Origin of the sequence: Pseudomonas sp. Yb2C2 (genome assembly GCF_052112325.1) — a bacterium.
Classification (GTDB): Bacteria; Pseudomonadota; Gammaproteobacteria; order Pseudomonadales; family Pseudomonadaceae; genus Aquipseudomonas; species Aquipseudomonas marginalis.
The window spans coordinates 187,412-210,309 of sequence record NZ_JAVAJK010000003.1 but is presented as its reverse complement, the minus strand read 5'-3'; the positions used below and the strand labels follow the sequence as shown (position 1 = coordinate 210,309).

The 22,898-nt window shown below is 60.5% G+C and carries 23 protein-coding genes; 12 read left to right on the top strand and 11 right to left on the bottom strand.

All coding sequences use genetic code 11. The features are described from left to right. Nucleotides 1-169: 169 nt before the first annotated feature. Nucleotides 170-1,870 carry a glutamine--tRNA ligase/YqeY domain fusion protein gene (locus Q8X51_RS05290; RefSeq protein ID WP_065927033.1) on the top strand — a complete coding sequence of 567 codons (1,701 nt, stop codon included), beginning with the start codon at nucleotides 170-172 and terminating at the stop codon, nucleotides 1,868-1,870. Between the two features lie 15 nt (nucleotides 1,871-1,885). After that, nucleotides 1,886-3,268: a cysteine--tRNA ligase gene (gene cysS, locus Q8X51_RS05285; protein WP_407694124.1), complete on the top strand. Its 1,383-nt coding sequence runs from the start codon at nucleotides 1,886-1,888 to the stop codon at nucleotides 3,266-3,268. A 208-nt stretch (nucleotides 3,269-3,476) separates the two neighbouring features. Here cysS and Q8X51_RS05280 read toward each other — a convergent pair whose 3' ends face one another. From Q8X51_RS05280 to Q8X51_RS05265, 4 genes are all read right to left on the bottom strand, one after another. Further along, entirely contained in the window at nucleotides 3,477-3,686 is a 210-nt protein-coding gene (locus tag Q8X51_RS05280; RefSeq protein WP_407694123.1) for a cold shock domain-containing protein, read from the bottom strand. A 2-nt stretch (nucleotides 3,687-3,688) separates the two neighbouring features. Further along, complete coding sequence (locus Q8X51_RS05275) at nucleotides 3,689-4,870, bottom strand: reverse transcriptase family protein (protein WP_407694122.1); 1,182 nt, start codon at nucleotides 4,868-4,870, stop codon at nucleotides 3,689-3,691. 21 nt (nucleotides 4,871-4,891) lie between these two features. Then, nucleotides 4,892-5,092, bottom strand: coding sequence for a hypothetical protein (locus Q8X51_RS05270; protein ID WP_407694121.1), 201 nt, complete (start codon nucleotides 5,090-5,092; stop codon nucleotides 4,892-4,894). Nucleotides 5,093-5,558: 466 nt separating this feature from the next. Then, nucleotides 5,559-5,894, bottom strand: coding sequence for a DUF6124 family protein (locus tag Q8X51_RS05265; protein ID WP_407694120.1), 336 nt, complete (start codon nucleotides 5,892-5,894; stop codon nucleotides 5,559-5,561). A 421-nt stretch (nucleotides 5,895-6,315) separates the two neighbouring features. Here Q8X51_RS05265 and Q8X51_RS05260 point away from each other — a divergent pair, with 421 nt between their 5' ends. Beyond that, complete coding sequence (locus tag Q8X51_RS05260) at nucleotides 6,316-6,774, top strand: HIT family protein (protein WP_407694140.1); 459 nt, start codon at nucleotides 6,316-6,318, stop codon at nucleotides 6,772-6,774. Between the two features lie 126 nt (nucleotides 6,775-6,900). On the opposite strand, the gene Q8X51_RS05255 is transcribed toward Q8X51_RS05260, so the two are convergent. The 7 genes from Q8X51_RS05255 to Q8X51_RS05225 all read right to left on the bottom strand — a co-directional run bounded on the left by Q8X51_RS05255 (nucleotide 6,901) and on the right by Q8X51_RS05225 (nucleotide 13,994). Then, nucleotides 6,901-7,239, bottom strand: a complete 339-nt coding sequence (locus Q8X51_RS05255) for a Na+/H+ antiporter subunit G (RefSeq protein ID WP_112195958.1) — start codon at nucleotides 7,237-7,239, stop codon at nucleotides 6,901-6,903. Then, nucleotides 7,236-7,514 (bottom strand): K+/H+ antiporter subunit F, encoded by a 279-nt coding sequence (locus Q8X51_RS05250; RefSeq protein WP_065927036.1) that lies wholly within the window; start codon nucleotides 7,512-7,514, stop codon nucleotides 7,236-7,238. The genes Q8X51_RS05255 and Q8X51_RS05250 overlap by 4 nt, the downstream gene beginning before the upstream one ends. Then, nucleotides 7,511-7,999 (bottom strand): Na+/H+ antiporter subunit E, encoded by a 489-nt coding sequence (locus tag Q8X51_RS05245; RefSeq protein ID WP_323147038.1) that lies wholly within the window; start codon nucleotides 7,997-7,999, stop codon nucleotides 7,511-7,513. The genes Q8X51_RS05250 and Q8X51_RS05245 overlap by 4 nt, the downstream gene beginning before the upstream one ends. Then, nucleotides 7,996-9,678 (bottom strand): monovalent cation/H+ antiporter subunit D, encoded by a 1,683-nt coding sequence (locus tag Q8X51_RS05240; protein ID WP_065927038.1) that lies wholly within the window; start codon nucleotides 9,676-9,678, stop codon nucleotides 7,996-7,998. The genes Q8X51_RS05245 and Q8X51_RS05240 overlap by 4 nt, the downstream gene beginning before the upstream one ends. After that, entirely contained in the window at nucleotides 9,675-10,019 is a 345-nt protein-coding gene (locus tag Q8X51_RS05235; RefSeq protein ID WP_003192163.1) for a Na+/H+ antiporter subunit C, read from the bottom strand. The genes Q8X51_RS05240 and Q8X51_RS05235 overlap by 4 nt, the downstream gene beginning before the upstream one ends. Further along, nucleotides 10,019-12,940: a monovalent cation/H+ antiporter subunit A gene (locus Q8X51_RS05230; RefSeq protein ID WP_323147037.1), complete on the bottom strand. Its 2,922-nt coding sequence runs from the start codon at nucleotides 12,938-12,940 to the stop codon at nucleotides 10,019-10,021. Before Q8X51_RS05230 ends, Q8X51_RS05235 begins: the two co-directional genes overlap by 1 nt. A gap of 124 nt (nucleotides 12,941-13,064) precedes the next feature. Beyond that, nucleotides 13,065-13,994: a DMT family transporter gene (locus Q8X51_RS05225; RefSeq protein ID WP_115488486.1), complete on the bottom strand. Its 930-nt coding sequence runs from the start codon at nucleotides 13,992-13,994 to the stop codon at nucleotides 13,065-13,067. Between the two features lie 92 nt (nucleotides 13,995-14,086). Between Q8X51_RS05225 and Q8X51_RS05220 the strand changes: the two genes are divergently transcribed. The 9 genes from Q8X51_RS05220 to Q8X51_RS05180 all read left to right on the top strand — a co-directional run bounded on the left by Q8X51_RS05220 (nucleotide 14,087) and on the right by Q8X51_RS05180 (nucleotide 22,897). After that, on the top strand, nucleotides 14,087-14,650 hold the full coding sequence (locus tag Q8X51_RS05220) for a helix-turn-helix domain-containing protein (protein WP_027606295.1): 564 nt from the start codon (nucleotides 14,087-14,089) through the stop codon (nucleotides 14,648-14,650). 154 nt (nucleotides 14,651-14,804) lie between these two features. Then, the gene (locus Q8X51_RS05215) at nucleotides 14,805-16,001 is read left to right on the top strand and encodes an SfnB family sulfur acquisition oxidoreductase (RefSeq protein ID WP_407694119.1); all 1,197 of its coding nucleotides are present in this window, start codon (nucleotides 14,805-14,807) and stop codon (nucleotides 15,999-16,001) included. An 11-nt stretch (nucleotides 16,002-16,012) separates the two neighbouring features. Further along, nucleotides 16,013-16,339: an acyl-CoA dehydrogenase gene (locus tag Q8X51_RS05210; RefSeq protein ID WP_065927040.1), complete on the top strand. Its 327-nt coding sequence runs from the start codon at nucleotides 16,013-16,015 to the stop codon at nucleotides 16,337-16,339. Next, complete coding sequence (locus tag Q8X51_RS05205; RefSeq protein WP_065927041.1) at nucleotides 16,339-17,730, top strand: LLM class flavin-dependent oxidoreductase; 1,392 nt, start codon at nucleotides 16,339-16,341, stop codon at nucleotides 17,728-17,730. Before Q8X51_RS05210 ends, Q8X51_RS05205 begins: the two co-directional genes overlap by 1 nt. 257 nt (nucleotides 17,731-17,987) lie before the next feature. Beyond that, nucleotides 17,988-18,836 carry an AMP-binding protein gene (locus Q8X51_RS05200; RefSeq protein ID WP_065927042.1) on the top strand — a complete coding sequence of 283 codons (849 nt, stop codon included), beginning with the start codon at nucleotides 17,988-17,990 and terminating at the stop codon, nucleotides 18,834-18,836. Continuing rightward, a complete protein-coding gene (locus Q8X51_RS05195) occupies nucleotides 18,833-19,603 on the top strand; it encodes an ABC transporter ATP-binding protein (protein ID WP_065927043.1) in 771 nt (256 codons plus the stop codon). The genes Q8X51_RS05200 and Q8X51_RS05195 overlap by 4 nt, the downstream gene beginning before the upstream one ends. After that, the gene (locus tag Q8X51_RS05190; RefSeq protein ID WP_027606301.1) at nucleotides 19,603-20,484 is read left to right on the top strand and encodes a branched-chain amino acid ABC transporter permease; all 882 of its coding nucleotides are present in this window, start codon (nucleotides 19,603-19,605) and stop codon (nucleotides 20,482-20,484) included. Before Q8X51_RS05195 ends, Q8X51_RS05190 begins: the two co-directional genes overlap by 1 nt. Before the next feature lie 4 nt (nucleotides 20,485-20,488). Further along, complete coding sequence (locus Q8X51_RS05185) at nucleotides 20,489-21,538, top strand: branched-chain amino acid ABC transporter permease (protein ID WP_065948365.1); 1,050 nt, start codon at nucleotides 20,489-20,491, stop codon at nucleotides 21,536-21,538. A gap of 18 nt (nucleotides 21,539-21,556) precedes the next feature. Continuing rightward, the gene (locus Q8X51_RS05180; RefSeq protein ID WP_407694118.1) at nucleotides 21,557-22,897 is read left to right on the top strand and encodes an ABC transporter substrate-binding protein; all 1,341 of its coding nucleotides are present in this window, start codon (nucleotides 21,557-21,559) and stop codon (nucleotides 22,895-22,897) included. Nucleotide 22,898 lies beyond the last annotated feature (1 nt).

The window sequence follows — 22,898 nt, the reverse complement described above, 5'->3', positions numbered from 1 at the left end:
CGCAGTTTAGCGTGCCCGGCAGGAATTTCGAGGTGGTTTTTTACCGCCCGGTTAATTAAAGCAGCAGTTTTTGGTCGTGACCTGTCAGTGTCTTGACAGCATCAGCTATGATATCGCCTTTGTTTTATCTGGCCCCAACCGGCCACGAACCTGTCTGTTCAAGGATCCTATGAGCAAGCCCACTGTCGACCCTACCTCGAATTCCAAGGCCGGACCTGCCGTCCCGGTCAATTTCCTGCGCCCGATCATCCAGGCGGACCTGGATTCGGGCAAGCACACGCAGATCGTCACCCGCTTCCCGCCAGAGCCCAACGGCTACCTGCACATCGGTCACGCCAAGTCGATCTGTGTGAACTTCGGCCTGGCCCAGGAGTTCGGTGGCGTCACGCACCTGCGTTTCGACGACACCAACCCGGCCAAGGAAGACCAGGAGTACATCGACGCCATCGAAAGCGACATCAAGTGGCTGGGCTTCGAATGGTCCGGTGAAGTGCGCTATGCCTCCAAATACTTCGACCAGTTGTTCGACTGGGCCGTCGAGCTGATCAAGGCCGGCAAGGCCTACGTCGACGACCTCACCCCGGAGCAGGCCAAGGAATACCGTGGAACGCTGACCGAACCGGGCAAGAACAGCCCGTTCCGCGACCGCTCCGTAGAAGAGAACCTCGACTGGTTCGCCCGCATGCGCGCCGGTGAGTTCCCGGACGGCGCCCGCGTGCTGCGCGCCAAGATCGACATGGCCTCGCCGAACATGAACCTGCGCGACCCGATCATGTACCGCATCCGCCACGCCCATCACCACCAGACCGGCGACAAGTGGTGCATCTACCCGAACTACGACTTCACCCACGGCCAGTCGGACGCCATCGAAGGCATCACCCACTCCATCTGCACCCTGGAGTTCGAGAGCCATCGTCCGCTGTACGAATGGTTCCTCGACAGCCTGCCGGTCCCGGCGCACCCGCGTCAGTACGAGTTCAGCCGCCTGAACCTGAACTACACCATCACCAGCAAGCGCAAGCTCAAGCAACTGGTGGATGAAAAGCACGTACATGGCTGGGATGACCCGCGCATGTCCACACTGTCGGGCTTCCGTCGCCGTGGCTACACCCCGGCCTCGATCCGCAACTTCTGCGACATGGTCGGCACCAACCGTTCCGACGGCGTGGTCGATTTCGGCATGCTGGAATTCAGCATCCGTCAGGACCTCGACGCCAACGCCCCGCGCGCCATGTGCGTGCTGCGCCCGTTGAAAGTCGTGATCACCAACTACCCCGAAGGCCAGGTCGAGAACCTCGAACTGCCGCGTCACCCGCAGAAAGAAGAGCTGGGCGTGCGCAAGTTGCCATTCGCCCGCGAGATCTACATCGACCGTGACGACTTCATGGAAGAGCCGCCAAAAGGCTACAAGCGCCTGGAGCCGAACGGCGAAGTGCGCCTGCGCGGCAGCTACGTGATCCGTGCGGACGAAGCGATCAAGGACGCCGACGGCAACATCGTCGAGCTGCGCTGCTCGTACGATCCGGACACCCTGGGCAAGAACCCTGAAGGCCGCAAGGTCAAAGGCGTGGTCCACTGGGTGCCTGCCGCTGCCAGCATCGAGTGCGAAGTGCGCCTGTACGATCGTCTGTTCCGCTCGCCAAACCCTGAGAAGGCTGAAGACAGCGCGAGTTTCCTCGACAACATCAACCCTGATTCCCTGCAAGTACTCACTGGTTGTCGTGCCGAGCCATCGCTTGGCGACGCACAGCCGGAAGACCGTTTCCAGTTCGAGCGCGAAGGCTACTTTTGCGCGGATATCAAGGACTCGAAACCAGGCGCTCCGGTATTCAACCGTACCGTGACCTTGCGAGATTCGTGGGGCCAGTGATTTAAGGGAAACATCGTGCTAACGATCTACAACACGCTCAGCAAGACCAAAGAAGTCTTCAAGCCGCTGGATGGCAACAAGGTGCGCATGTACGTGTGCGGCATGACCGTGTACGACTACTGCCACATCGGCCACGGCCGCAGCATGGTTGCCTTCGACCTGGTGACCCGCTGGTTGCGTTTCAGCGGCTATGACTTGACGTACGTGCGCAACATCACCGACATCGACGACAAGATCATCAACCGTGCCAACGAAAACGGCGAGTCGTTCGACGCGCTGACCGAGCGCATGATCGCCGCCATGCACGAGGACGAGGCGCGCCTCAACATCCTCAAGCCGGACATGGAACCGCGTGCCACGGACCACATCCCCGGCATGCACGCCATGATCCAGACCCTGATCGACAAGGGTTACGCCTACGCTCCTGGCAACGGCGACGTGTACTACCGCGTCGCCAAGTTCATGGGCTACGGCAAGCTGTCGCGCAAGAAAATCGAAGACCTGCGCATCGGCGCGCGCATCGAAGTCGACGAAGCCAAGCAGGATCCGCTCGATTTCGTGCTGTGGAAAGGCACCAAGCCCGGCGAGCCGAGCTGGGAATCGCCATGGGGCGCCGGGCGTCCGGGCTGGCACATCGAATGCTCGGTGATGTCCACCTGCTGCCTGGGCGAGACCTTCGACATTCATGGCGGCGGCAGCGACCTCGAGTTCCCGCACCACGAAAACGAAATCGCCCAGAGCGAAGCCGCCACCGGCAAGACCTACGCCAACGCCTGGATGCACTGCGGCATGATCCGCATCAATGGCGAGAAGATGTCCAAGTCCTTGAACAACTTCTTCACCATCCGCGACGTGCTGGAAAAGTACCCCCCGGAAGTGGTGCGTTACCTGCTGGTGTCCAGCCACTACCGCAGCGCCATCAACTACTCCGAAGACAACCTCAAGGACGCCAAGGGCGCCCTGGAGCGGTTCTACCACGCGTTGAAAGGCCTGCCATCCGTGGCGCCGGCCGGCGGCGAAGCGTTCGTGGCACGGTTTACCGAAGTCATGAACGATGACTTCGGCACACCGGAAGCCTGTGCGGTGCTGTTCGAGATGGTGCGCGAGATCAACCGTTTGCGTGAGAGTGATCTCGACGCGGCGGCGGGCCTGGCGGCGCGCCTGAAAGAACTGGCCAGTGTGCTGGGCGTGCTGCAGATGGAAGCCGACGAGTTCCTGCAGGCCGGCGCCGAAGGGCGTGTGGATGCGGCGCAGGTGGATGCGCTGATCCAGGCGCGTTTGGCGGCTCGTGCCAGTAAAGACTGGGCGGAATCCGACCGTATCCGTGACCAGCTGACCGCGATGGGTGTGGTGTTGGAAGACGGGAAGGGCGGGACGACGTGGCGGTTGGCTGACTGACGGTTGGTTGCTGTGCTCTGAATGAAAAACGCCCCGACTGGTTCGGGGCGTTTTTTTTGAAACTTCTAATATTGAAAGCCAATGCGTGCAAAGTCGCTCAGAGCTGATATTGTATGGTGGGAATGTTGCGATTAGCAAATATTAATCACTTTAGATTTTGCGTTTGTTTGATAAGCATTGGTCTGTACATAGGTTGGTGCGTAGAAGATTAGATTTTAAGTATATTGACTGCGCGCGGCCCTTTTCCGTCTTTAACGATATCAAAGCTCACAGAGTCGCCAGCAAAAAGCTCGACTAACCCTTCGAAACCATTCACTTCACTGTAGACAAAAAAAGCATCTTTTCCTGCTTTTCTTCTAATAAAGCCGAAGCCTTTCAGGTTGTCCGTAAAAGTAACTGTGCCAGTTTCCTCGCTCATGTTCATATCCTATTTTTTCGTTCTGTTTCGGCACTGTGTTTAAATTTTTTGTCTAGTGTTAGCTTCCAGCGCACAGCTGTTACTTTGTCGTTTCTAGCGACAATCCCAAAATGATAACGAAGTTTTCTATAAACTTTTAACTTGGAGGGGTTGCTCGTATCTACTTCTGGTATTTCGCATAATTTGTAGGCTAGACGTTGAAGTTTTTTAGAGGCGTCGTCGTCATATAGTGGTAAGCACTCGCTCAGTTGAAGCCTCAGCGACTTCGCTTGGGCGTGCCCGAGTCGCGTGAGGACTGCGACTTTCCCGGATGTTCTATTCCAAAGGGAGTGAAAATCTTTGGCGAAAGGGTCTTTCTTGTGTTCTTTTGTACATATATGAACGAGTTGTCTTACGTAGCGACGGTCTTTCTTTTTTAATTTTGGATTTCCGTGTGCAGCCCATAGACCGGTTATTTCAAAGTCCGCTTCGCGATCGTAGACATGTTCAATTTTGGTTTTTTCACGATTCAACTCAAGTTTGAATTTCGTAAAAAGGCCGGCTATTTCAGAAATAATAATTTCTGATTTTTCTTTAGGGATTGTGTTTTTTGAAGATATTGTTATATCGTCAAGTAGCCGCGTATAGCAGTAGCCCTTGGCTCTTAATTTACTGACCTTGGAGAATTCAGCGTTAAAAAATAATAGATTTGCAATATAGCTAGAGCAGCAGCCGCCTTGAGTAACTGCGCCGTTTTTGGTCGTTAAGTTGATGAGGATTTCGCAAACTTCTGCGTCAAATCGAAATAGGTTCTTGAATATTTCGAGGACGTGTTGCTTTTTTATCGATGGGTAGAAGTCTTTGATGTCTAAGCCGATAATGGTTTTAGCGCCGGCATGCGCTTGAACATTAGATACGTAATCTCGCTCTTTGAGGCCGCCATGTAGATAGTCAGGGTACGAGATGCCTTCAAATATCTCTCTATTTATCCTTTTTTGAATTGCCTTTAAGCCTGCTTTGGGCTCGTTAAGAATTCTTTCTTTTGTTTTTCCGTTTTTGATTGTTGTGCGACTAAACTCAGTGTATGAGTTTTTGGCATTGCTTGAGATTGTCAAAAGTCTTGCTTTTGACACACCTAAGCACTGAGCGAGAGCGTCAACAGATCCAATAGATCTATTGCGATAATATGGTTTTTCGTTCGCCATGTGGTATAAGTTCAGAGTCGGTTATTGATCAAGTAAGTCTTTAATAAAAGATATAACCCTAGCAATACCCAAGCCAATATATACGGTGGTGCCCACCCGTTTTATGGCCTCCCTCAGATTCACCCCTTTCAAGCCCGCGCTGTCTCCAGCTAAGGGCTCAATGCTCTTTTTGTTGCGTTTGGTATTACTATTCACGTTTACGTTTATCATGATAAAAATCATGGTTCATCTCCTTTTTGGTGGGTTTTGCCAGACCATAAGAAGACAAGGAATAAATAAGTAAATCTGAGGGGACTCTTAACTTAGCTTGCCAGACAACCGTCGCCAGTGCAGCGCGCCCCCAATGCATACGGACGCATAAAGGGGACAAGGGGACGGGGGGTGCCGGTCGTGATCTCTTTCGAGATCGCCTGTTAAGGCGTCGACTTCCTTGTATACATAGCGTGAATTTTGTAAAGAGCGGGACAGGCGAGATACACCTGTTTCGGGATCATTTATAGCATGGTGCCATCATAATTCAAGCGTTATTTTTCCTGCGAGTAATTTTTCGAAATCAACGGGGGGCGACTGCGTATTAGCTTCATGATGCTCACAGCGGAAGCGAGTGCTGAAAATGGTATGGGGATGCTAAAAAATAGCCGAAGGGGCGGATCTGCTTAATGAATTATAGATGCGCCCCTTTTCAGCGCTATCTAGGTAAAGCTATCTCGCTCTGAACCATGGCTTGTTCCATTAGCAGCTGGATCCCTTCCAGCATCCGGCAAATACCAAGCGCAACACTGCGTGGGGTGCCGTCAATCTCAAACGCTAAATGGGTTGCCAATGCATGCACTGACGCAAGGTCTTCCGAGGCATTGATCAGTAGAATTTCTGCATCTAGACCCTCGCGTACAGCAAATAGACCGTGCCCTTCGGCAGGCGGTTCTGGTTTCGTAACTGGACTCAAATAATGGTTAATCGCTTGATGAGCTGCAGCGTGAAGCGAGGATGAATCGAATGGCGGATTCGGACTGTCTTTAATCATGATTTAGCTCCTAGAGTATTGGAGCCACCACCCATCGCTGCGAAACGATACCCGGGTGGCAGCTGCACGCAGGTTCGCAGACCGGGACTCTAGGCACCCGGCATACCCGAAGGTATCCCGCGCACAGCCGCCATAACATCAGGCATAAAAAAGCGCCCGCTATCTGAGGTGGACGCTGTGCGTCTAGAGTTTAACCGGGCTGCGAAACCCGGTCGCTGAATTTTCAGCGACCGCCGAAGATTAGGCAGCCAGCTTCCCAGCGGCAACCCTAAAACGCTGTCGGAAATTTCCGTGCGTGGCCATGCGGCGATATCCAGGTTTTAGGATATTTTCCAAAATGCCCATTGAGTTTGACGCTTGTTCGCTCCTGTTTTAGATGATTACCACGACCAAACCCAAGACGAAATTGGCGGTGATTCAAATGGATTGTATTTTCTGCAGCATTGTCCGCAAAACCTCCCCAGCCCATATCCTGTGGGAGGATGAACATCACATGGCGTTCCTGTCGATTTTCCCCAATACCCCAGGTTTCAGCGTGGTCATCCCCAAGCAGCACTACGGCAGTTATGCCTTTGCGCAGTCGGATGAGGTGTTGGCTGATCTGATTGTGGCCACCAAGAAAACCGCCTTGCTGATCGACCGGGCGTTTCCCGATGTGGCGCGTACGGGGATGATGCTGGAAGGGTATGGGGTTGATCATCTGCATGCGAAGTTGTTTCCCATGCATGGGACTGGGCAGGACAGTACATTCAAGCCGTTGAGCTCGAAAGTGGACAAGTTTTTTGAGGCTTATGAAGGCTATATCTCGTCCCACGATCACGTGCGGGCGGATGATGCTGAACTGGCAGAACTGGCCGAGCGAATCCGATCTTTCGCCTAGTACAGTTCCCAATGTGGGAGGGGGCTTGCCCCCGATAGCAGTGGGTCAGTCGGCTTATCTGCAGCTGACCCACCGCCATCGGGGGCAAGCCCCCTCCCACAGTTTTGACCATGTTTTCTACAGGAATCAGCGACGGCTGCTGACTTCTGCCGGCACATCATCCCCAGCCATACGCTTGCGAAACAGCGCCGTACGCGCCAGCAGCAACGTAGTCACCGGCACGGTGATCGCCAACAAGATCGGGATCAGCCAGCCGTGCAACACCGGCGCGGACTTGAGCGCCGAAAAGTAGATAATCGACGCCAGTGCCACGCACCATGCGCCCAATGTGGAGGCGAGTGCTGGCGGGTGCATGCGCTGGAAAAAGTCCTTCATGCGCAGCAGCCCAACGGCGCCAATCAGCGCAAACACACTGCTTAATACCAGCAGCACCGCGACGACGATTTCCATCCACAACGGCATCATTCAATCACCTCCCCACGCAGCAGGAATTTGGCCAGGGCAAACGAGCCGACGAAGCCGAACAGCGCAATCAGCAACGCCGCTTCAAAGTAGGTGTCACTGGCATAACGAATACCCAGCACCAGCATCATCAGCATCGCCAGGATGTACAGGTAGTCCAGCGCCAGGACCCGGTCCTGGGCTGAGGGGCCTTTGAACAGGCGTACCAGGGTCAGCACCATGGCCAGGGAGAACAGGAACAGGCTGATCAAGATTGCGTTGGAGAGCAGGGCGCTCATTCGAAGATCTCCATCAATGGCCGCTCGTAGGCGCTTTTGAAATGCGCGATGAAGGCCGCTTCGTCATCCAGGTCGAATACGTGCAGCAGCAGGATGCTGCGGTCCAGCGCCAGTTCCGACCAGATGGTGCCGGGGACCACGGTGGTGATCATCGACAGGGCGGCGAGGCCGTTGGCGTCGCGCAGGTCCAGGGGGATTTTGACGAAGCGCGAACGCGGTGGGCGTGAGCCGCACATCAGCACGCCCCAGGCCACTTGCAGGTTGGAGACGATCACATCGCGGCCGACCAGGAAAAACAGGCGGATGATCACGCCAGGGCGGCGGATGCGGATCGGCAGCGGGCGCAGCGGTGCCATCAGCAGCGGTGCAAGCAGGCCCAGCAGCGCGCCAAGCAGCAGGTTGCCGGGGCTGACGGACAGGTTCAGCACCAGCCACAGCAACCACAAGGCCAGGGACAACCACGGGGCAGGCAACAGGCGCTTCATGGCTGCACCTCCAGCGCGGCGGTCTTGGCTTCGGGGCTGGGGACCGGACGCGTGGCCATCACCGCCATCACGTAGTGTTCCGGGTTGTTCAGGCTTTGGGCAGTGGCCTGGGTGTAGCGCATCAGCGGCTCGGCCTTGAAGGTCAGCAGGATGCTCAGGCCCAGCAGGAAGAAGATCGGCACGCACTCATAGCGGCGCAGCAAGGGCGATGGGCGCTCTTCCGGGGTCCAGAAGCGCTGGATACCCAGGCGCGCGAAGGCGATCAGCGAGGCCAGGCCCGAGAGGATCAACAGCGCCACCAAACCCCAGGCCGCGGGGCGAATGGGTTCATCCACACTGACGCCCAGGCCCAAGGGGTTAACCAGCGCACTCAACAAACTCAGCTTGCCGATAAACCCGGACAGCGGCGGCATGCCGATGATCAGCAGGGCGCAGGCGACAAAGCTCAAGCCCAGGAAGGCCATGGTCCAGGGGATCACCTGGCCGACCACGGCCTTCTGCTCGTCATCCAGGTTCACGCCAGGGCGCGGATGCAGGGATTCCATGGCCTTGGGCAGTGCGTCGATTTCTTCATCCAGCGGCAGGTCGTTGGCCGAGCGCGAACGCTCGACCAATTCGGCCAGCAGGAACAGCGCACTCAACGCCAGGGTGGAGCTGACCAGATAGAACAGCGCTCCGGCGGTCAGGCTTGGCTGGGCGAAGCCAACGGCCGACAGCAGGATGCCGGCCGAGACCAGGATGCTCAAGCTGGCCATGCGCTCGAGCCGCTGCGCCGCCACCATCGCCAGCGCCGCGCAGATGATCGTGGCCATGCCGCCGTACACCAGCCAGTCGCCGCCAAACAACGCCGACGCGCCGGCCTGGCCGGAGAACAACAGGGTCCACAGGCGCAGCACGGTGTACACGCCGACCTTGGTCATGATCGCGAACATCGCTGCCACCGGCGCACTGGCCGAGGAGTAGGCGGGGGCCAGCCAGAAGTTCAGCGGCCACATGCCGGCCTTGGCCAGGAATGCGGTGGCGAGGATCGCCGCACCGGCATGCAGCAGGCCGCGATCCGCCTCGGGGACCAGGGGGATTTTCAGTGCCAGGTCAGCGAAATTCAGCGTGCCGGTCACGCCGTAGATCATCGCCGCGCCAATCAGGAACAGCGACGACGCCAACAGGTTGATCGCGATGTAATGCAGCCCCGACGACACCCGCGCCCGGCCCGAGCCGTGCAGCATCAAGCCGTAGGACGCCGCCAGCAGCACCTCGAAGAACACGAACAGGTTGAACAGGTCCGCCGTGAGGAATGCGCCGTACAGGCCCATCATCTGGATCTGGAACAGCGCATGGAAACTGGTGCCGGCACGGTCCCAACGGGCCATGGCGAACAGCAGCGCGCTCACGCCGATGATCCCGGTGAGCACCAGCATCAACGCCGAGAGTTGATCGACCACCAGCACGATGCCGAACGGCACCTGCCAGTTGCCCGGCAGGTACACGCCAATCGAGCCGGGGCCGCCTTTTTGCGTCCAGTACAACAGCAGGATCGCGATGCCCAGGCCAATGACGCTGGAGAACAGGTTGATCCTGGCCTTCAGCGGGCGGCGTTTTTCGCCGAGCATCAGCATCAGCGCGGCGGTGAGCAACGGCAGCAGGATCGGGGCGACGATCAGTTGGTTGACCCAATTCATTCCTTGGGCTCCCGGCCGTCCACATGGTCAGTGCCGGTCAGGCCCCGTGACGCCAGCAGCACCACCAGGAACAACGCGGTCATGGCGAAGCTGATCACGATGGCCGTGAGCACCAGGGCCTGGGGCAGGGGGTCGGTGTAGTTGAGCAGGTCCTGGGGCACGCCGTCCTTGATGATCGGCTCCTTGCCGATAAACAGGCTGCCCATGCTGAAAATGAACAGGTTGACCCCGTACGACAACAGGCACAGGCCCATCACCACCTGGAACGTCCGTGGCCGCAGGATCAACCAGACGCCGGAGGCCGCCAGGACCCCAATGGCAATTGCGATGACTTCTTCCATCAGGCGGCTCCTTCGGTGGCGGCGACTACTTTGGCCTGGTTGCTCGGTTTATGCGCGCGCACCGACTGGTGGCCGAGGGCGGTGAGCATCAGCAGCGTCGAGCCGACGACCATGGCGTATACGCCCACATCGAAGAACAACGCGCTGGCAACATGAATATCGCCCAGCAGCGGCAGGCTGAAATGCCAGGTATGGGTGGTGAGGAACGGGTAGCCGACAAACAACGCGCCGATCCCGGTCAGCGTCGCCGAGAACAGGCCGAAGCCCATCCAGCGCATCGGCCGCAGGCTCATCTGCGCCTCGACCCACTGGGTGCCGGCAACCATGTATTGCAGGATAAACGCCACCGACATCACCAGGCCGGCGACAAACCCGCCGCCCGGTTGGTTGTGGCCGCGCATGAACAGGTAGAACGACACCACCAACGCAATCGGCAGCAGCAGGCGCACCAGCACCGCCGGCACCATCATGAAGCCCAGGGCGGTGTCGCTGGCCTGGCGCGGGTTGACCAGGTCGGTGGCCACGTCCGGCGCCAGTTGACGCTGCTGTGGCGGCAGCTCCATGCTTTCCTTGGACGGGCGGAAACGACGCAGCAGGGCGTACACCGTCAGCGCCACGGCGCCGAGCACGGTGATTTCGCCGAGGGTATCAAAGCCCCGGAAGTCCACGAGCATCACGTTCACCACATTGCTGCCACCGCCCTCGGGCAGGGCGCGGCTCAAGTAGAACGAGGAAATATCGTTGGGCGTCTGGCGCGTCAGCATCGCATAGGACAGCAGCGCCATGCCGCCGCCTACCACGGTGGAGAGCAGGAAGTCGCGCAGACGACGAATGCGCGCCTTGCGCAGCGAACTGGGCAGTGGCGAGACTTCTTCGATCCGCCGTGGCAGCCAGCGCAGGCCGAGCAGGATCAGTACGGTGGTGACCACTTCCACCACCAGCTGGGTCAGCGCCAGGTCCGGCGCCGAGAACCACACGAAGGTGACGCAGGTCATCAGGCCGCACACGCTGACCATGGTCAGGGCCGCGAGCCGGTGGTACTTGGCTTGCCAGGCGGCGCCGAGGGCACAGGCAATCGCCAGCAGCCACAGGGTGACGAACACGATGGAGCCCGGGATCTTCGGGCGGTCGCCCCAGCTGAGGCCGCTGTTGATCATTGGGATCATGGCGCCGATCACCGCGACGATCACCAACAGGAACAATTGGGTCTGCAGGCGCTTGGTGCTGATGCGTTTCTCGATCCTGCGCACGCCGCGCATCATCACCACCAGGCTGCGCTCGAAGCCGCGCTTGCCGTTGAAGTAGCTGATGACCGGCGGGTACTTGAAACGGCCGCGCTTCAGTTGTTTGCGTAGCAGTAGGTAGAGCACCACGCCACCGGACATGGCCACCAGGCTCATGATCATCGGTGCATTCCAGCCATGCCAGATCGCCAGGCTGTATTCCGGCAGCACGCCGCCGACCACCGGCAGCGCCGCGGCGGCGAGGATCGAACCGACCACCTGGGCCGGGAAGATGCCCACCAGCAGGCAGGTGAATACCAGCAGCTCAACCGGGGCGCGCATCCAGCGCGGGGGTTCGTGAGGTGTGTGGGGCAGGTCGGTGGCGGGCGGGCCGAAGAACACATCCACGGTAAAGCGCAGGGCGTAGGCCACGCTGAACGTGCCGGCGATGGTCGCGATCAGGGGCAGGGCGATTTCCACCCATTGGGTCGACGAGATAAACACGGTTTCAGCGAAGAACATCTCTTTGGACAGGAAACCATTGAGCAATGGCACGCCGGCCATGGATGCACTGGCCACCATCGCCAGGGTCGCGGTAAACGGGATCAGGCGCACCAGGCCACTGAGCTTGCGGATGTCCCGCGTGCCGCTTTCGTGATCGATGATGCCTGCCGCCATGAACAGCGAGGCCTTGAAGGTGGCGTGGTTGAGGATATGGAACACCGCGGCGACGGCGGCCAGCGGGCTGTTGAGGCCCAGCAGCAGGGTGATCAGCCCGAGGTGGCTGATGGTGGAATAGGCTAAAAGGCCTTTGAGATCATTCTGGAACATGGCGCAGTAAGCGCCGAGGAGGAGGGTCAGGGCGCCGGCACCGCCGACGATCCAGAACCATTCTTCGCTGCCGGACAGCGACGGCCACAGGCGGGCCAGCAGGAACACGCCGGCCTTCACCATCGTCGCCGAGTGCAGATAGGCAGACACCGGGGTCGGTGCGGCCATGGCGTGGGGCAGCCAGAAGTGGAACGGGAACTGCGCGCTTTTGCTCAGGGCGCCGATCAGCACCAGCGCGAGCATCACCGGGTACAGCGAATGCGCGCGAATCTGCTCGCCGGCCGCCAGCACCTGGTCCAGCTCATAGCTGCCGACGATATGCCCCAGCAGCATCACGCCCGCCAGCAGGCACAGGCCGCCCGCGCCGGTGACCATCAAGGCCATGTACGCACCACGACGCGCATCGGCGCGGTGGTGCCAGTAGCCGATCAACAGGAACGAGAACAGGCTGGTCAGTTCCCAGAAGAACACGATCTGGATCAGGTTGCCGGAAATCACCAGCCCGAGCATGGCGCCCATGAAGGCCAGGAAAAACGCGAAGAAACGCGGCACCGGATCGTCCGGCGACATGTAGTAGCGCGCATACAGCGACACCAGCGCGCCGATGCCGAGCACCAGCATCGAGAACAGCCAGGCGAATCCATCCATGCGCAGCACGAAGTTCAGCCCAAGGCTGGGCAACCACATGAATTCTTCGCGGATCACGCCACCGTGGGCGATCTGGGGGTAGAGCAGGGCGACTTGAACGGTTCCGACCAGAGCCACAAGGCCAGCCAGCAGGGATTCGGTGTTACGTGCATTGTGCGGCAGCAAGGCCGCCAGACAGCTGCCGATAAAAGGCAGAAGCAGTAGAACTATCAGGGACATAGGCTTCTAATCTGCGGGAGTTTGGGATGCATCATACGTGCCGCTTTGTCGATCACCAAACGGCAACATGTGGCAGGATCCTACAAAGTAGGTCGAAAACTCCCGTTTGGCATTGTTTCGGACCCTAGCCCTGTTGCTCCTGTTCCCGCTCATCCTGCAACTCGATGGCCTTTTGCCCTTTTGTCTTGATCTCACTCACAATCACCGCCACCACAATCAACGCCGCCCCCAGCATGGCAATCGGCGGGAACCGCTCGCCGGCGATCCGCCCGACTACCCCGGCCCACACCGGCTCACCGGCATAGATCAACGTGGCCCGTGTCGGCGAAACGCTTTGCTGCGCCCAATTCATGGCGACCTGGATCACCGCACTGGTCAGGCCCAGGCCCACGGCGCTGAACAATAGCAGCCAGGAGAACCCCGGCAGTGCCTCGCCCATCGGCACCACCATCAAAAACGACAGCAGCGACGCCGTCGCCAGTTGCACCACCGTCACCCGGCGTACGTCCACTTGCCCGGCGAACGCACTGATCAAAATGATTTCCGCCGCTATCGCCACGGCACCGATCAGGGTGGCGATTTCCCCGGGGCTGAAATTCAGCGAAGCCCCGGCGGGACCGGTCAACAACATCAACCCGGCAAACGCCAGCATGATGCCGATGCTTGGCATCAACCCCGGGCGCCGGCCCAGCACCAGCCATTGCAGCAGCGGCACGAACGGCACATACAGCGCGGTGATGAACGCCGATTGGCTGCTCAGGATCGTCTGCAGGCCAATGGTCTGCAAGCCGTAGCCGAACATGATCGCTACGCCGATGAACACGCCCGCCTTCAGCTCGAACAACGTCAGGTCGCGCAGTGTACGCAAGGAAAAGAACCCGACCACAATCGCCGCCGCTGCAAAGCGCAGGCCCACGAAAAACATCGGTCCGCTGACAGTCATGGCATGCTGCACCAGCAAAAACGTGCCGCCCCAGATCATGGTGATAAACACCAGGATGCACTCGGCTTTGCTGAAGCGGTTGAAACGCGAGGGGGAGTTCGGCGTGGTCATGGCGGCTCGGTCTTGCAAGGGAAAGGCACGGACCGCACAATGCGCCGCACGCTGGGCAGTATACTGCGCACACCCACCCATTGAGCAATATAGTGCACAAAGAAAATCCACAACGGGCCTCGGTCCTGCAGCACGTCAGCCAGAACGTTCGTCGCCTGCGTCACGCCGCCGACCTGAGCCAGACTGCGCTCTCGGAAAAGTCCGGGGTCAGCCGGCGCATGCTGGTGGCCATCGAGGCCGGGGAAAAGAATGTCAGCCTGTCCACCCTCGACCGTGTGGCCGAAGCGTTGGATGTGGCGTTCAGCGACCTGATCCAGGCACCGGATGTGCGCGATCACAGCCGCATCAACGAACTGGCCTGGGCGGGGGAAATCGACGGCAGCAAGGCGGTGTTGCTGGCCAAGGCCACGGCGCGGCGCGAGGTCGAGTTATGGGAGTGGCGCCTTGAACCGGGCGATCGTTATTGCCCGGACCCCGACCTGGAGGGGTGGAGCGAGCAACTGTTCGTCTTCGAGGGCAGCCTGACGTTGGTGGTCGGCGAGCAGGAAAATACCATCGGCGCCGGCGAATTCTTCATGTTCGCCAGCCACCAGCCCCATGCCTATCGCAATGACGGCCAGGTCGCCGTGCGCTTTGTGCGCAATGTGGTGATCTAACTGTTTGCCAGCCAACAGTGGATGCACACTTTGCTGGTTTGAAACTGCGGTTGTACGCCTGTTTACGCGGCAACCGGCTGATTTTACTGACGATTAAATTCAGGCACGACTCCTGCAAACACTCCAGTATCCCCTCGGAGCCTGGAGTCGGCCCATGTCTGCCCACCCTCAACAACCTGCCCATATCATCCGCTCGGACGCGGAGGCCATCGAGGTCGCCAAGCGCCTGGCCGAACGCTTTGCCGTCGACGCCAGCGCGCGTGACCGTGAGCGTCGCCTGCCCGTCGCCGAACTGGACGAGTTTTCCGCCAGCGGCCTGTGGGGCATCACCGTTCCCAAGGCCTATGGCGGCGCCGGGGTGTCCTATGTGACGGTGGCCGAGGTGATCAAGTTGATCTCCGCCGCCGACCCGTCATTGGGCCAAATCCCGCAGAACCACCTGGGCGTGGTGGACATCCTGCTGCAAACCGCCACCGAGGAACAAAAGCGCCACTACTTTGGCAAAGTCCTGGCGGGTTATCGCTTTGGTAACGCCTTCTCCGAGGCCAAGAGCAAAAACGCCGGCACCTTCGACACGCAGATTCGCTTCCACGGCGACACCGCGCAAATCAACGGCGAGAAGTTCTACTGCACCGGCGCGTTGTTCGCGCATATCGTGCCCACCGTGGGTAATAACGAAAAGGGTCAGGCCTTCATCGGCCTCGTCGAGCGCGATGCGCCAGGCCTGACCGTCATCGACAACTGGGACGGCTTCGGCCAGCGCACCACCGCCAGCGGCGGCGTGACCCTCGACGGTGTGACCGTGCCCTTGAGCGCGGTGGTTCCCGCCCACCTGGCGTTTGACCAGCCCACGGCCGATGGGCCGATTTCGCAAATTATCCAGGCGGCGGTCGACACCGGCATTGCCCTCGGCGCCCTTGAACAGGCAAAAATCTTTGCGCGGCAGGCCCGTCCGTGGATCGACAGCCAGCAGGATCACGGTTGGCAGGACCCGTTCACCATCGCCGCCATCGGCGACCTGGAGTGGCGTGTGCACGGCACCGAAGCGATCCTCTCCAAGGCCGGCCTGGCCGTCGACCGCGCCCTCGCCGAACCGAATGAAGACACCGTCGCCCAGGCTTCACTGGTGGTCGCCCAGGCCAAGGTCCTGTCGGCCGAAACTGCCTTGCTCGCCAGCAGCAAACTCTTCGAACTGGCCGGCACCCGCTCGGTCACCGCCAAGCACAACCTCGACCGCTTCTGGCGCAATGCGCGCACCCACACCCTGCACGACCCGGCCCGCTGGAAATACCATCTGATCGGCAATTTCGTGCTCAACGGCGTCAAGCCTGCGCGCCACGCCTGGAACTGAGGACCTGACCCATGACCGCCCTGACCCTCGCACGCCAACTGCTGGACAGCACCCGTCGCCACGTCGAAAAAAGCGACGACCCCTACGTGATCAGCCGCTTCGGCGATTGGCAGATTCGCGTGGATGTAGCGGCCGCCTTGCTTGAACGCGCCGAAACCGATCCAAGCCCGGTCGCCGTCACCGAAGCGCAGATCGCCGCCGCTGAAGCCTTGCTCTTTGCCAGCAACACCGAATTCGAACTGACCGGCCAACGCACCGCGCTGCCACCGACCCTGGATGATCCGTTGCGCTGGAAATACCAGGTCGTCGGCAACTACCACCTCAACGGAGTGCTGTGATGTCCCGTGAAATCCGCTTGAACGCCTTCGACATGAACTGCGTCGGCCACCAATCGCCGGGCCTGTGGGCGCATCCGCGCGATCGCTCGTGGCAGTACAAGGACCTTGAATACTGGACCGACCTGGCGAAGATCCTTGAGCGCGGCAAGTTCGACGGCCTGTTTATCGCCGACGTGCTGGGCATCTACGACGTGTACAACGGCAATGGCGACGCGGCGATTCGCCAGGCGACCCAGGTGCCGGTCAACGATCCGTTGTCGCTGATCGCACCGATGGCGCTGGTCACCGAGCACCTGGGTTTTGGCCTGACCGCGTCGCTGTCGTTCGAACACCCGTATCCGTTTGCACGCAGGCTGTCGACCCTCGACCACCTGACCAAGGGCCGCATCGGCTGGAACATCGTCACCTCCTACCTGGAAAGCGGCGCCAAGAACCTTGGCCAGAAAGCCCAGACCGAACACGACGCCCGCTACGACTATGCCGAGGAATACCTGGAGGTCTGCTACAAACTCTGGGAAGGCAGTTGGGAAGAGGGCGCGGTACTGCGCGACCGCGAACGTCGGATCTTCAGCGACCCGAGCAAGATCCACGAGATCCGCCACGTCGGCAAACACTTCCAGGTGCCCGGCATCCACCTGTGCGAACCCTCGCCGCAGCGCACGCCGGTGCTGTACCAGGCCGGTGCTTCCAGCCGTGGCAAGCAGTTCGCCGCCGAGCAGGCCGAATGCGTGTTCGTTGCCGCGCCGTCCAAGGTGCTGCTGAAAAAGACCGTCGCCGACATCCGCCGCCGTGCGGCCGAAGCCGGGCGCGACCCGAAGAAAATCCTGATTTTCAACTTGCAGACCGTGATCGTCGACGAGACCGACGCCAAGGCCAAGGCCAAATTCGACGAATACAAATCCTACGCCAGTTATGAAGGCGCGATGGCGCTGATCTCTGGTTGGACGGGCATCGATTTCAGCCAGTTCAAGCCGGATGAGCCGCTCAAGCACGTGCACACCAATGCGATTCAATCGGCGGTGGAAGCTTTCTCCACGGCGGACCCGAACAAGGTCTGGACCCCCAGCGAACTGGCCGATTGGGTCGGTATCGGCGGCTTTGGCCCGCTGTTCGTCGGCGGCCCGGAGACCGTGTCGGACCTGTTGCAGGAGTGGGTCGAAGAGACCGACGTGGACGGATTCAACCTCGCCTATGCGCTGACCCATGAAACCTTTGTCGACGCCGTCGAATGGCTGGTGCCGGAGTTGCAGAAGCGCGGCGTGTACAAGACCGAATACGCCCAGGGCACATTGCGCGAGAAGTTGTTTGGCGACGGTGCAAGGTTGGGTGCGAACCACCCGGGCGCTGGCTATCGAAACCTTGCTGAGTCCCGCAAAGCAAATGTTGCGTAGCAACTGCGCAGCCTTGGCGAGGCTGCGAATGCCAATCCCCATCGCGGCCTCACCCCGTAGCAGCTGCCGAGCGCAAGCGAGGCTGCGTCGGCCGCGACTCGGGCTCGAATCGGCAGCGCGCCTGACGCAGCCTCGCTTGCGCTCGGCAGCTGCTACGGACTTGCGTGGTGCTCGGTATCTACTTACGGGAAATTGAGTTTGATTTATTTCAGCCAGCGGACCACCGCACGCACACCCCCCAATAGGAGCAACCCCCTATGAGCGTGCACGAACCAACGGCCCTCCTGGAACACCTGCGCCACTGGGCGCAACTCACGCCGTTGCACATCGCCCTGCGCCACAAGCGCCAGGGCCAGTGGTACGCCTGGCGCTGGATCGACACCTTGCGCGATGTCGAACGCCTGGCCGATGGTTTGCGCCAGCAAGGTTTCAATCAACAGTCACGCTTGGTGCTCAGCGGCGCCTTTGAGCCGAACCTGCTGTTGCTGGCGTTGGCGGCCCAGTCCGTCGGCGCACAGGTACTGACGCTGGCCGATAACCTCGAGCCGCAGGCCTTGGAGCAACAGCTGTGGCGTATTCATCCCAGCCATGCCTACGTTCAAGGTCGCCAGCGCGATTGGACCTTCACCCAGCGGTTGGATTTCGCCCAACTGCTCGGCCCCGTCGACCCGGCGCAACACCTGCAGCGCTGGTGGCAGCCCGCCGGTGAAACCGCGTTGTGGAGCGAGGAGGGCACCCACTGGCAAGGCGGCCTGGCGGTGGTGCTGGAGCAGTGGCTGAGCAGCGGCCACGGCCTGGCCTTCCCGGAAAGCCTGGCCTCGGCGCGACGTGATCGCAGCGAAGTCGCGCCCACCGGCCTGCTGCTGTCGCCCGCCCGTTTGCTGCACCTGGCCGACGAGATCGAAAGCCGTCTGCCACCCCACGGCACCTGGCGTCGACGCCTGTGCGACTGGGCCATTGCCCACCCGCACAGCGGCCTGCGCCGCTTGCTGAAAAACCGCGTGCGCACACTGTTGGGCTTCCAGCGCCTGGCCTATATCTGGCAGCCCCTCAAATCCAATGCCGAGCCGACGTGGCTTGCCGAATTCAAACGGGAGCGTGCATGAGCCAAGCCATTCTCCAGGTGCGGGACATCTCGCTGTCGTTCAAGGGCGTCAAGGCGATCAATGGGTTGTCGTTCGAGGTGGCGCGCGGGGAAATCTGCGCGTTGATCGGGCCCAACGGTGCCGGCAAAAGTTCATTGCTCAACGTCCTCAACGGCGTGTATCGCTTCGATGCCGGCGAGATCGTGTTCGAGGCGCAGCATTTCCAGCGTATCGACCCGCTGGGCGCCGCGCGTCGAGGCATTGGCCGTACCTTCCAGAACAACGCCCTGTTCAAGAAAATGAGTGTGCTCGACAACATCCTCACCGGCCTGTCGCGGCATATGCACACCAGCCTTATCGAACAGGCCCTCGGCTTGCCCCGCGCACGCCGTGAAGCCGACGCCTTCCGCCTGCGCGCCCAGGGCATCCTCGAGTTCCTGGAGCTGCAAGCCTACCGCGATGTGCTGGTGGGCAACCTGTCCTATGGCCTGCAAAAGCGTGTGGAACTGGGCCGTGCATTGATCGCCGGGCCGAGCCTGTTGCTGCTGGACGAACCCATGGCCGGCATGAACGCCGAGGAAAAACAGGAAATGGCGCGCTTTGTCGCCGACGTGAACCGCGACCTCGGTACCACCGTGGTGTTGATCGAGCATGACATGGGCGTGGTCATGGGGCTGTCCGACCATGTTGTGGTGCTCGACTACGGGCGCAAGGTCGGCGACGGCACCCCTGCCGAGGTGCAGGCCAATCCCGAGGTGATCGCGGCCTACCTGGGAGTGACGCACTGATGACGTTCTTCTTCGAAACCCTGCTCGGCGGCCTGCTCGCCGGCACCATGTATTCCCTGGTCGCGATCGGCTTCGTGCTGATCTACAAGGCCAGCGGCGTGTTCAATTTTGCCCAGGGCTCGATGCTGCTGTTTGCCGCGCTGACCTTCGTCAGCCTGCACGACCAGGGCGTGCCGTTTGCCCTGGCGTTGCTGTTGACGGTGATCGTGATGATTGTCGGCGCCTTGCTCATCGAGCGCCTGGTGCTGCGGCCGTTGGTGAACCGCTCGCAGATCACGCTGTTCATGGCGACGCTGGGCCTGTCGTTCATTATCGAAGGCCTGGCCCAGGGCGTGATGGGCTCGCAGGTGCGCGCTCTGGACCTGGGCATCGACGATGTACCGCTGTTCGTCGGGCCGCTGATGCTCAGCCAGTTCGACCTGATCGCCGCGGCCGTGGCCGTGGTGCTGGTGACGGTGCTGGCGCTGCTGTTCAACAAGACCCGTATCGGCGTGTCGCTGCGCGCGGTGGCGGATGACACCACGGCGGCGCTGTCCATCGGCATCAACCTCAACCGCATCTGGCAGATCGTCTGGGCGGTGGCCGGCATCGTCGGGCTGGTGGCGGGGTTGTTGTGGGGGGCGCGCCAGGGCGTGCAGTTTTCGCTGTCGCTGGTGGTGCTCAAGGCCTTGCCGGTGTTGATTATCGGCGGCTTCACCTCGATTGGCGGGGCAATTGTCGGCGGGCTGATTGTCGGTGCGGCGGAAAACCTCGCCGAGGTGTATATCGGCCCGCTGATCGGTGGCGGCATCACACCGTGGTTCGCCTATGTCCTGGCGTTGTCCTTCCTGTATATCCGTCCCGCCGGCCTGTTCGGCGAGCGCGCCATCGAGCGAGTCTGAAAGCATGTCGATCCCTGTTGCTGAACACACTGCACCGTTGCTGCTGGTCCAGCGGCGCGTGCCCTGGAGCCTGCTCGGCCTGCTGGCGCTGGCGTTTATCGTGGTGCCGCTGTGGGGCAATGACTATTGGCTCAATGCGATCCTGATCCCGTTCCTGGTGCTGTCCCTGGCCGGGCTGGGCCTGAATTTACTCACCGGCTATACCGGGCAAACCTCGGTCGGTGCCGCCGGCTTCATGGCGGTTGGGGCGTTCGCCACCTATGGGTTTTTACTGCGCCTGCCTGAGCTGGGCCTGCCGGTGGCGCTGCTCGGCGGTGGGATCATCAGCGCGCTGGTCGGGCTGCTGTTTGGCTTGCCCAGCTCGCGGATCAAAGGCTTCTACCTGATGGTCACCACGCTGGCCGCGCAGTTTTTCCTGGAGTGGCTGTTCGTCAAATTCCCCTGGTTCTACAACTACGGTTCGTCCGGAACCATTTCGGCGCCGAAGCTGGCGTTGTTCGGCCATGACCTCAACACGCCGCTGGGCCGCTACTGGCTGACCCTGGTCACGGTGCTGTTGTTGACCTGGGCCGCGGTCAACCTGGTGCGCAGCCAGGTGGGCCGCAACTGGATGGCGATCCGCGACATGGACACCGCCGCCGCCGTGGTCGGCATCCCGGTGGTGCGCTACAAGCGCCTGGCGTTTGCGGTCAGTTCGTTCTACCTCGGCATCGCCGGCGCGTTGTGGGCGTTTGCCTACCTGGGCACGGCCAGCGCCAGCAGCTTCGACATCAACCGCTCATTCCAGATCCTGTTCATCATCATTATCGGCGGCATGGGCAGCATTGCCGGCAACTTCGTCGGCGCGGCATTCATCAGTTTGCTGCCGATCTTCCTCAGCCATGCCGGGCAGGCGTTGTTCGGTGGTGCGGTGGATGCCGGGCAGTTGCAGAACCTGCAGAAAATCATTTTTGGCGTGTTGATCATCGTGTTCCTGATCAAGGAACCCGAGGGCTTGATTCGCCTGTTGCATAACCTTCGCGATCGGCTGCGTCAGTGGCCCCTACGTTTCTGACTGAATAAGAGAATCCCTATGCGTGCATCCTTGAAACGTTCCCTGGCCGGCGCCGCCTTCGCGCTGGCAGCCCTGGCCGGTGCCGTGCCCCAGGCGGTAGCCTCGGCCGACCAGCAGTTCTTTCCCCTGGCCACCTACCGGGTGGGTGCCTACGCCTCCAGCGGCGTGCAGGTGTGGGCCGGGATGATCGACTACCTGCGCTATATCAACGAGGTCGAAGGCGGCATCAATGGCGTCAAGCTGGTGTGGCAGGAATGCGAGACCGAGTGGACGGCGGAGAAGGGCATCGAGTGCTACGAGCGCTTTAAGAACGGCCTGGATGGCGCGCCGGTCGCGGTGTACCAGCCCAACGGTGCACCGGCGGCCTATGCGCTCAGTGAAAGGGCTGAGGTGGACAAGATCCCGCTGATCACCCTCGGCTACGGTCGCACCGAAGCCACCGACGGCATGGTGTTCCCGTACAACTTCCCGGTGATGCTGACGTTCTACAGCGAGGCGTCGACCCTGGTGAACTACATCGCCCAGCGCGAAGGCGGCTTCGACAAACTCAAGGGCAAGAAGATCGCCACGGTCTACCACGACTCGGCCTACGGTCGCGAAACCCTTGGCCCGCTGAAATTGCTGGCGGAAAAATACGGTTTTGAAAACATCCAGATTCCGGTGGCCGACCCGGGCAATGAGCAGTCTGCGCAATGGCGCCAGGTACGCCAGGCCAACCCGGATTGGGTGTTCCTGCGTACCTGGGGCGTGTCTACCCCGGTGGCGGTGAAAACCGCCGCGCGCTTCGGCTTCCCGGTGGACCATATCATCGGCGATATATGGGCCAGTTCCAGCGAAGACGTATTGCCCGCAGGCGCCGCCGCCAAGGGCTACCTGGCGCTCACGCCTTACCCGGCAGGTGCGGATTTCGAGATCCACAAGCGCCTCAAGCAATACATCCTCGACAAGGGCCACAGCGACCTCAAGGACCTGAAAAACTTCGGCAGCGTCTACTACAACTCCGGCCTGGTGAACGCCGCCGTCGCCGTGGAAGCGATCCGCACCGGACAGGCCAGGTTCGGCAAGCGTCCGCTCAATGGCGAAGAAGGCCGCTGGGGCCTGGAACACCTGAATATCGATGACGCGCGCTTGAAGGACATGGGCTACCTGGGCTTGATGCAGAACCTCAAGCTGTCGTGCCGCGACCACGAAGGCGGCGGCTCGGCGCGCGTGCAGCAATGGGACGGCGCCCACTGGACGCTGATCAGCGACTGGATCGCCGCCGACCGCGCCCTGTTGCGCCCGCTGATCGATGAAAAATCCGCGGCGTTCGCCAAGGAAAAAGGCCTGACGCCACGCACCTGCACCGGGGATGAATAAA

Bases quoted from the DNA above. Each gene is read 5' to 3' on its own strand.
- Q8X51_RS05225 (WP_115488486.1), bottom strand. From the start codon at position 13,994: ATGACCACGCCGAACTCCCCCTCGCGTTTCAACCGCTTCAGCAAAGCC.
- Q8X51_RS05265 (WP_407694120.1), bottom strand. From the start codon at position 5,894: ATGATTAAAGACAGTCCGAATCCGCCATTCGATTCATCCTCGCTTCAC.
- Q8X51_RS05230 (WP_323147037.1), bottom strand. From the start codon at position 12,940: ATGTCCCTGATAGTTCTACTGCTTCTGCCTTTTATCGGCAGCTGTCTG.
- Q8X51_RS05250 (WP_065927036.1), bottom strand. From the start codon at position 7,514: ATGAGCGCCCTGCTCTCCAACGCAATCTTGATCAGCCTGTTCCTGTTC.
- Q8X51_RS05260 (WP_407694140.1), top strand. From the start codon at position 6,316: ATGGATTGTATTTTCTGCAGCATTGTCCGCAAAACCTCCCCAGCCCAT.
- Q8X51_RS05280 (WP_407694123.1), bottom strand. From the start codon at position 3,686: ATGAGCGAGGAAACTGGCACAGTTACTTTTACGGACAACCTGAAAGGC.
- Q8X51_RS05210 (WP_065927040.1), top strand. From the start codon at position 16,013: ATGACCGCCCTGACCCTCGCACGCCAACTGCTGGACAGCACCCGTCGC.
- Q8X51_RS05270 (WP_407694121.1), bottom strand. From the start codon at position 5,092: ATGATTTTTATCATGATAAACGTAAACGTGAATAGTAATACCAAACGC.
- Q8X51_RS05205 (WP_065927041.1), top strand. From the start codon at position 16,339: ATGTCCCGTGAAATCCGCTTGAACGCCTTCGACATGAACTGCGTCGGC.
- Q8X51_RS05200 (WP_065927042.1), top strand. From the start codon at position 17,988: ATGAGCGTGCACGAACCAACGGCCCTCCTGGAACACCTGCGCCACTGG.
- Q8X51_RS05240 (WP_065927038.1), bottom strand. From the start codon at position 9,678: ATGAATTGGGTCAACCAACTGATCGTCGCCCCGATCCTGCTGCCGTTG.
- Q8X51_RS05235 (WP_003192163.1), bottom strand. From the start codon at position 10,019: ATGGAAGAAGTCATCGCAATTGCCATTGGGGTCCTGGCGGCCTCCGGC.
- Q8X51_RS05195 (WP_065927043.1), top strand. From the start codon at position 18,833: ATGAGCCAAGCCATTCTCCAGGTGCGGGACATCTCGCTGTCGTTCAAG.
- Q8X51_RS05245 (WP_323147038.1), bottom strand. From the start codon at position 7,999: ATGAAGCGCCTGTTGCCTGCCCCGTGGTTGTCCCTGGCCTTGTGGTTG.
- Q8X51_RS05290 (WP_065927033.1), top strand. From the start codon at position 170: ATGAGCAAGCCCACTGTCGACCCTACCTCGAATTCCAAGGCCGGACCT.
- Q8X51_RS05180 (WP_407694118.1), top strand. From the start codon at position 21,557: ATGCGTGCATCCTTGAAACGTTCCCTGGCCGGCGCCGCCTTCGCGCTG.
- Q8X51_RS05185 (WP_065948365.1), top strand. From the start codon at position 20,489: ATGTCGATCCCTGTTGCTGAACACACTGCACCGTTGCTGCTGGTCCAG.
- Q8X51_RS05215 (WP_407694119.1), top strand. From the start codon at position 14,805: ATGTCTGCCCACCCTCAACAACCTGCCCATATCATCCGCTCGGACGCG.
- Q8X51_RS05275 (WP_407694122.1), bottom strand. From the start codon at position 4,870: ATGGCGAACGAAAAACCATATTATCGCAATAGATCTATTGGATCTGTT.
- Q8X51_RS05190 (WP_027606301.1), top strand. From the start codon at position 19,603: ATGACGTTCTTCTTCGAAACCCTGCTCGGCGGCCTGCTCGCCGGCACC.
- Q8X51_RS05255 (WP_112195958.1), bottom strand. From the start codon at position 7,239: ATGATGCCGTTGTGGATGGAAATCGTCGTCGCGGTGCTGCTGGTATTA.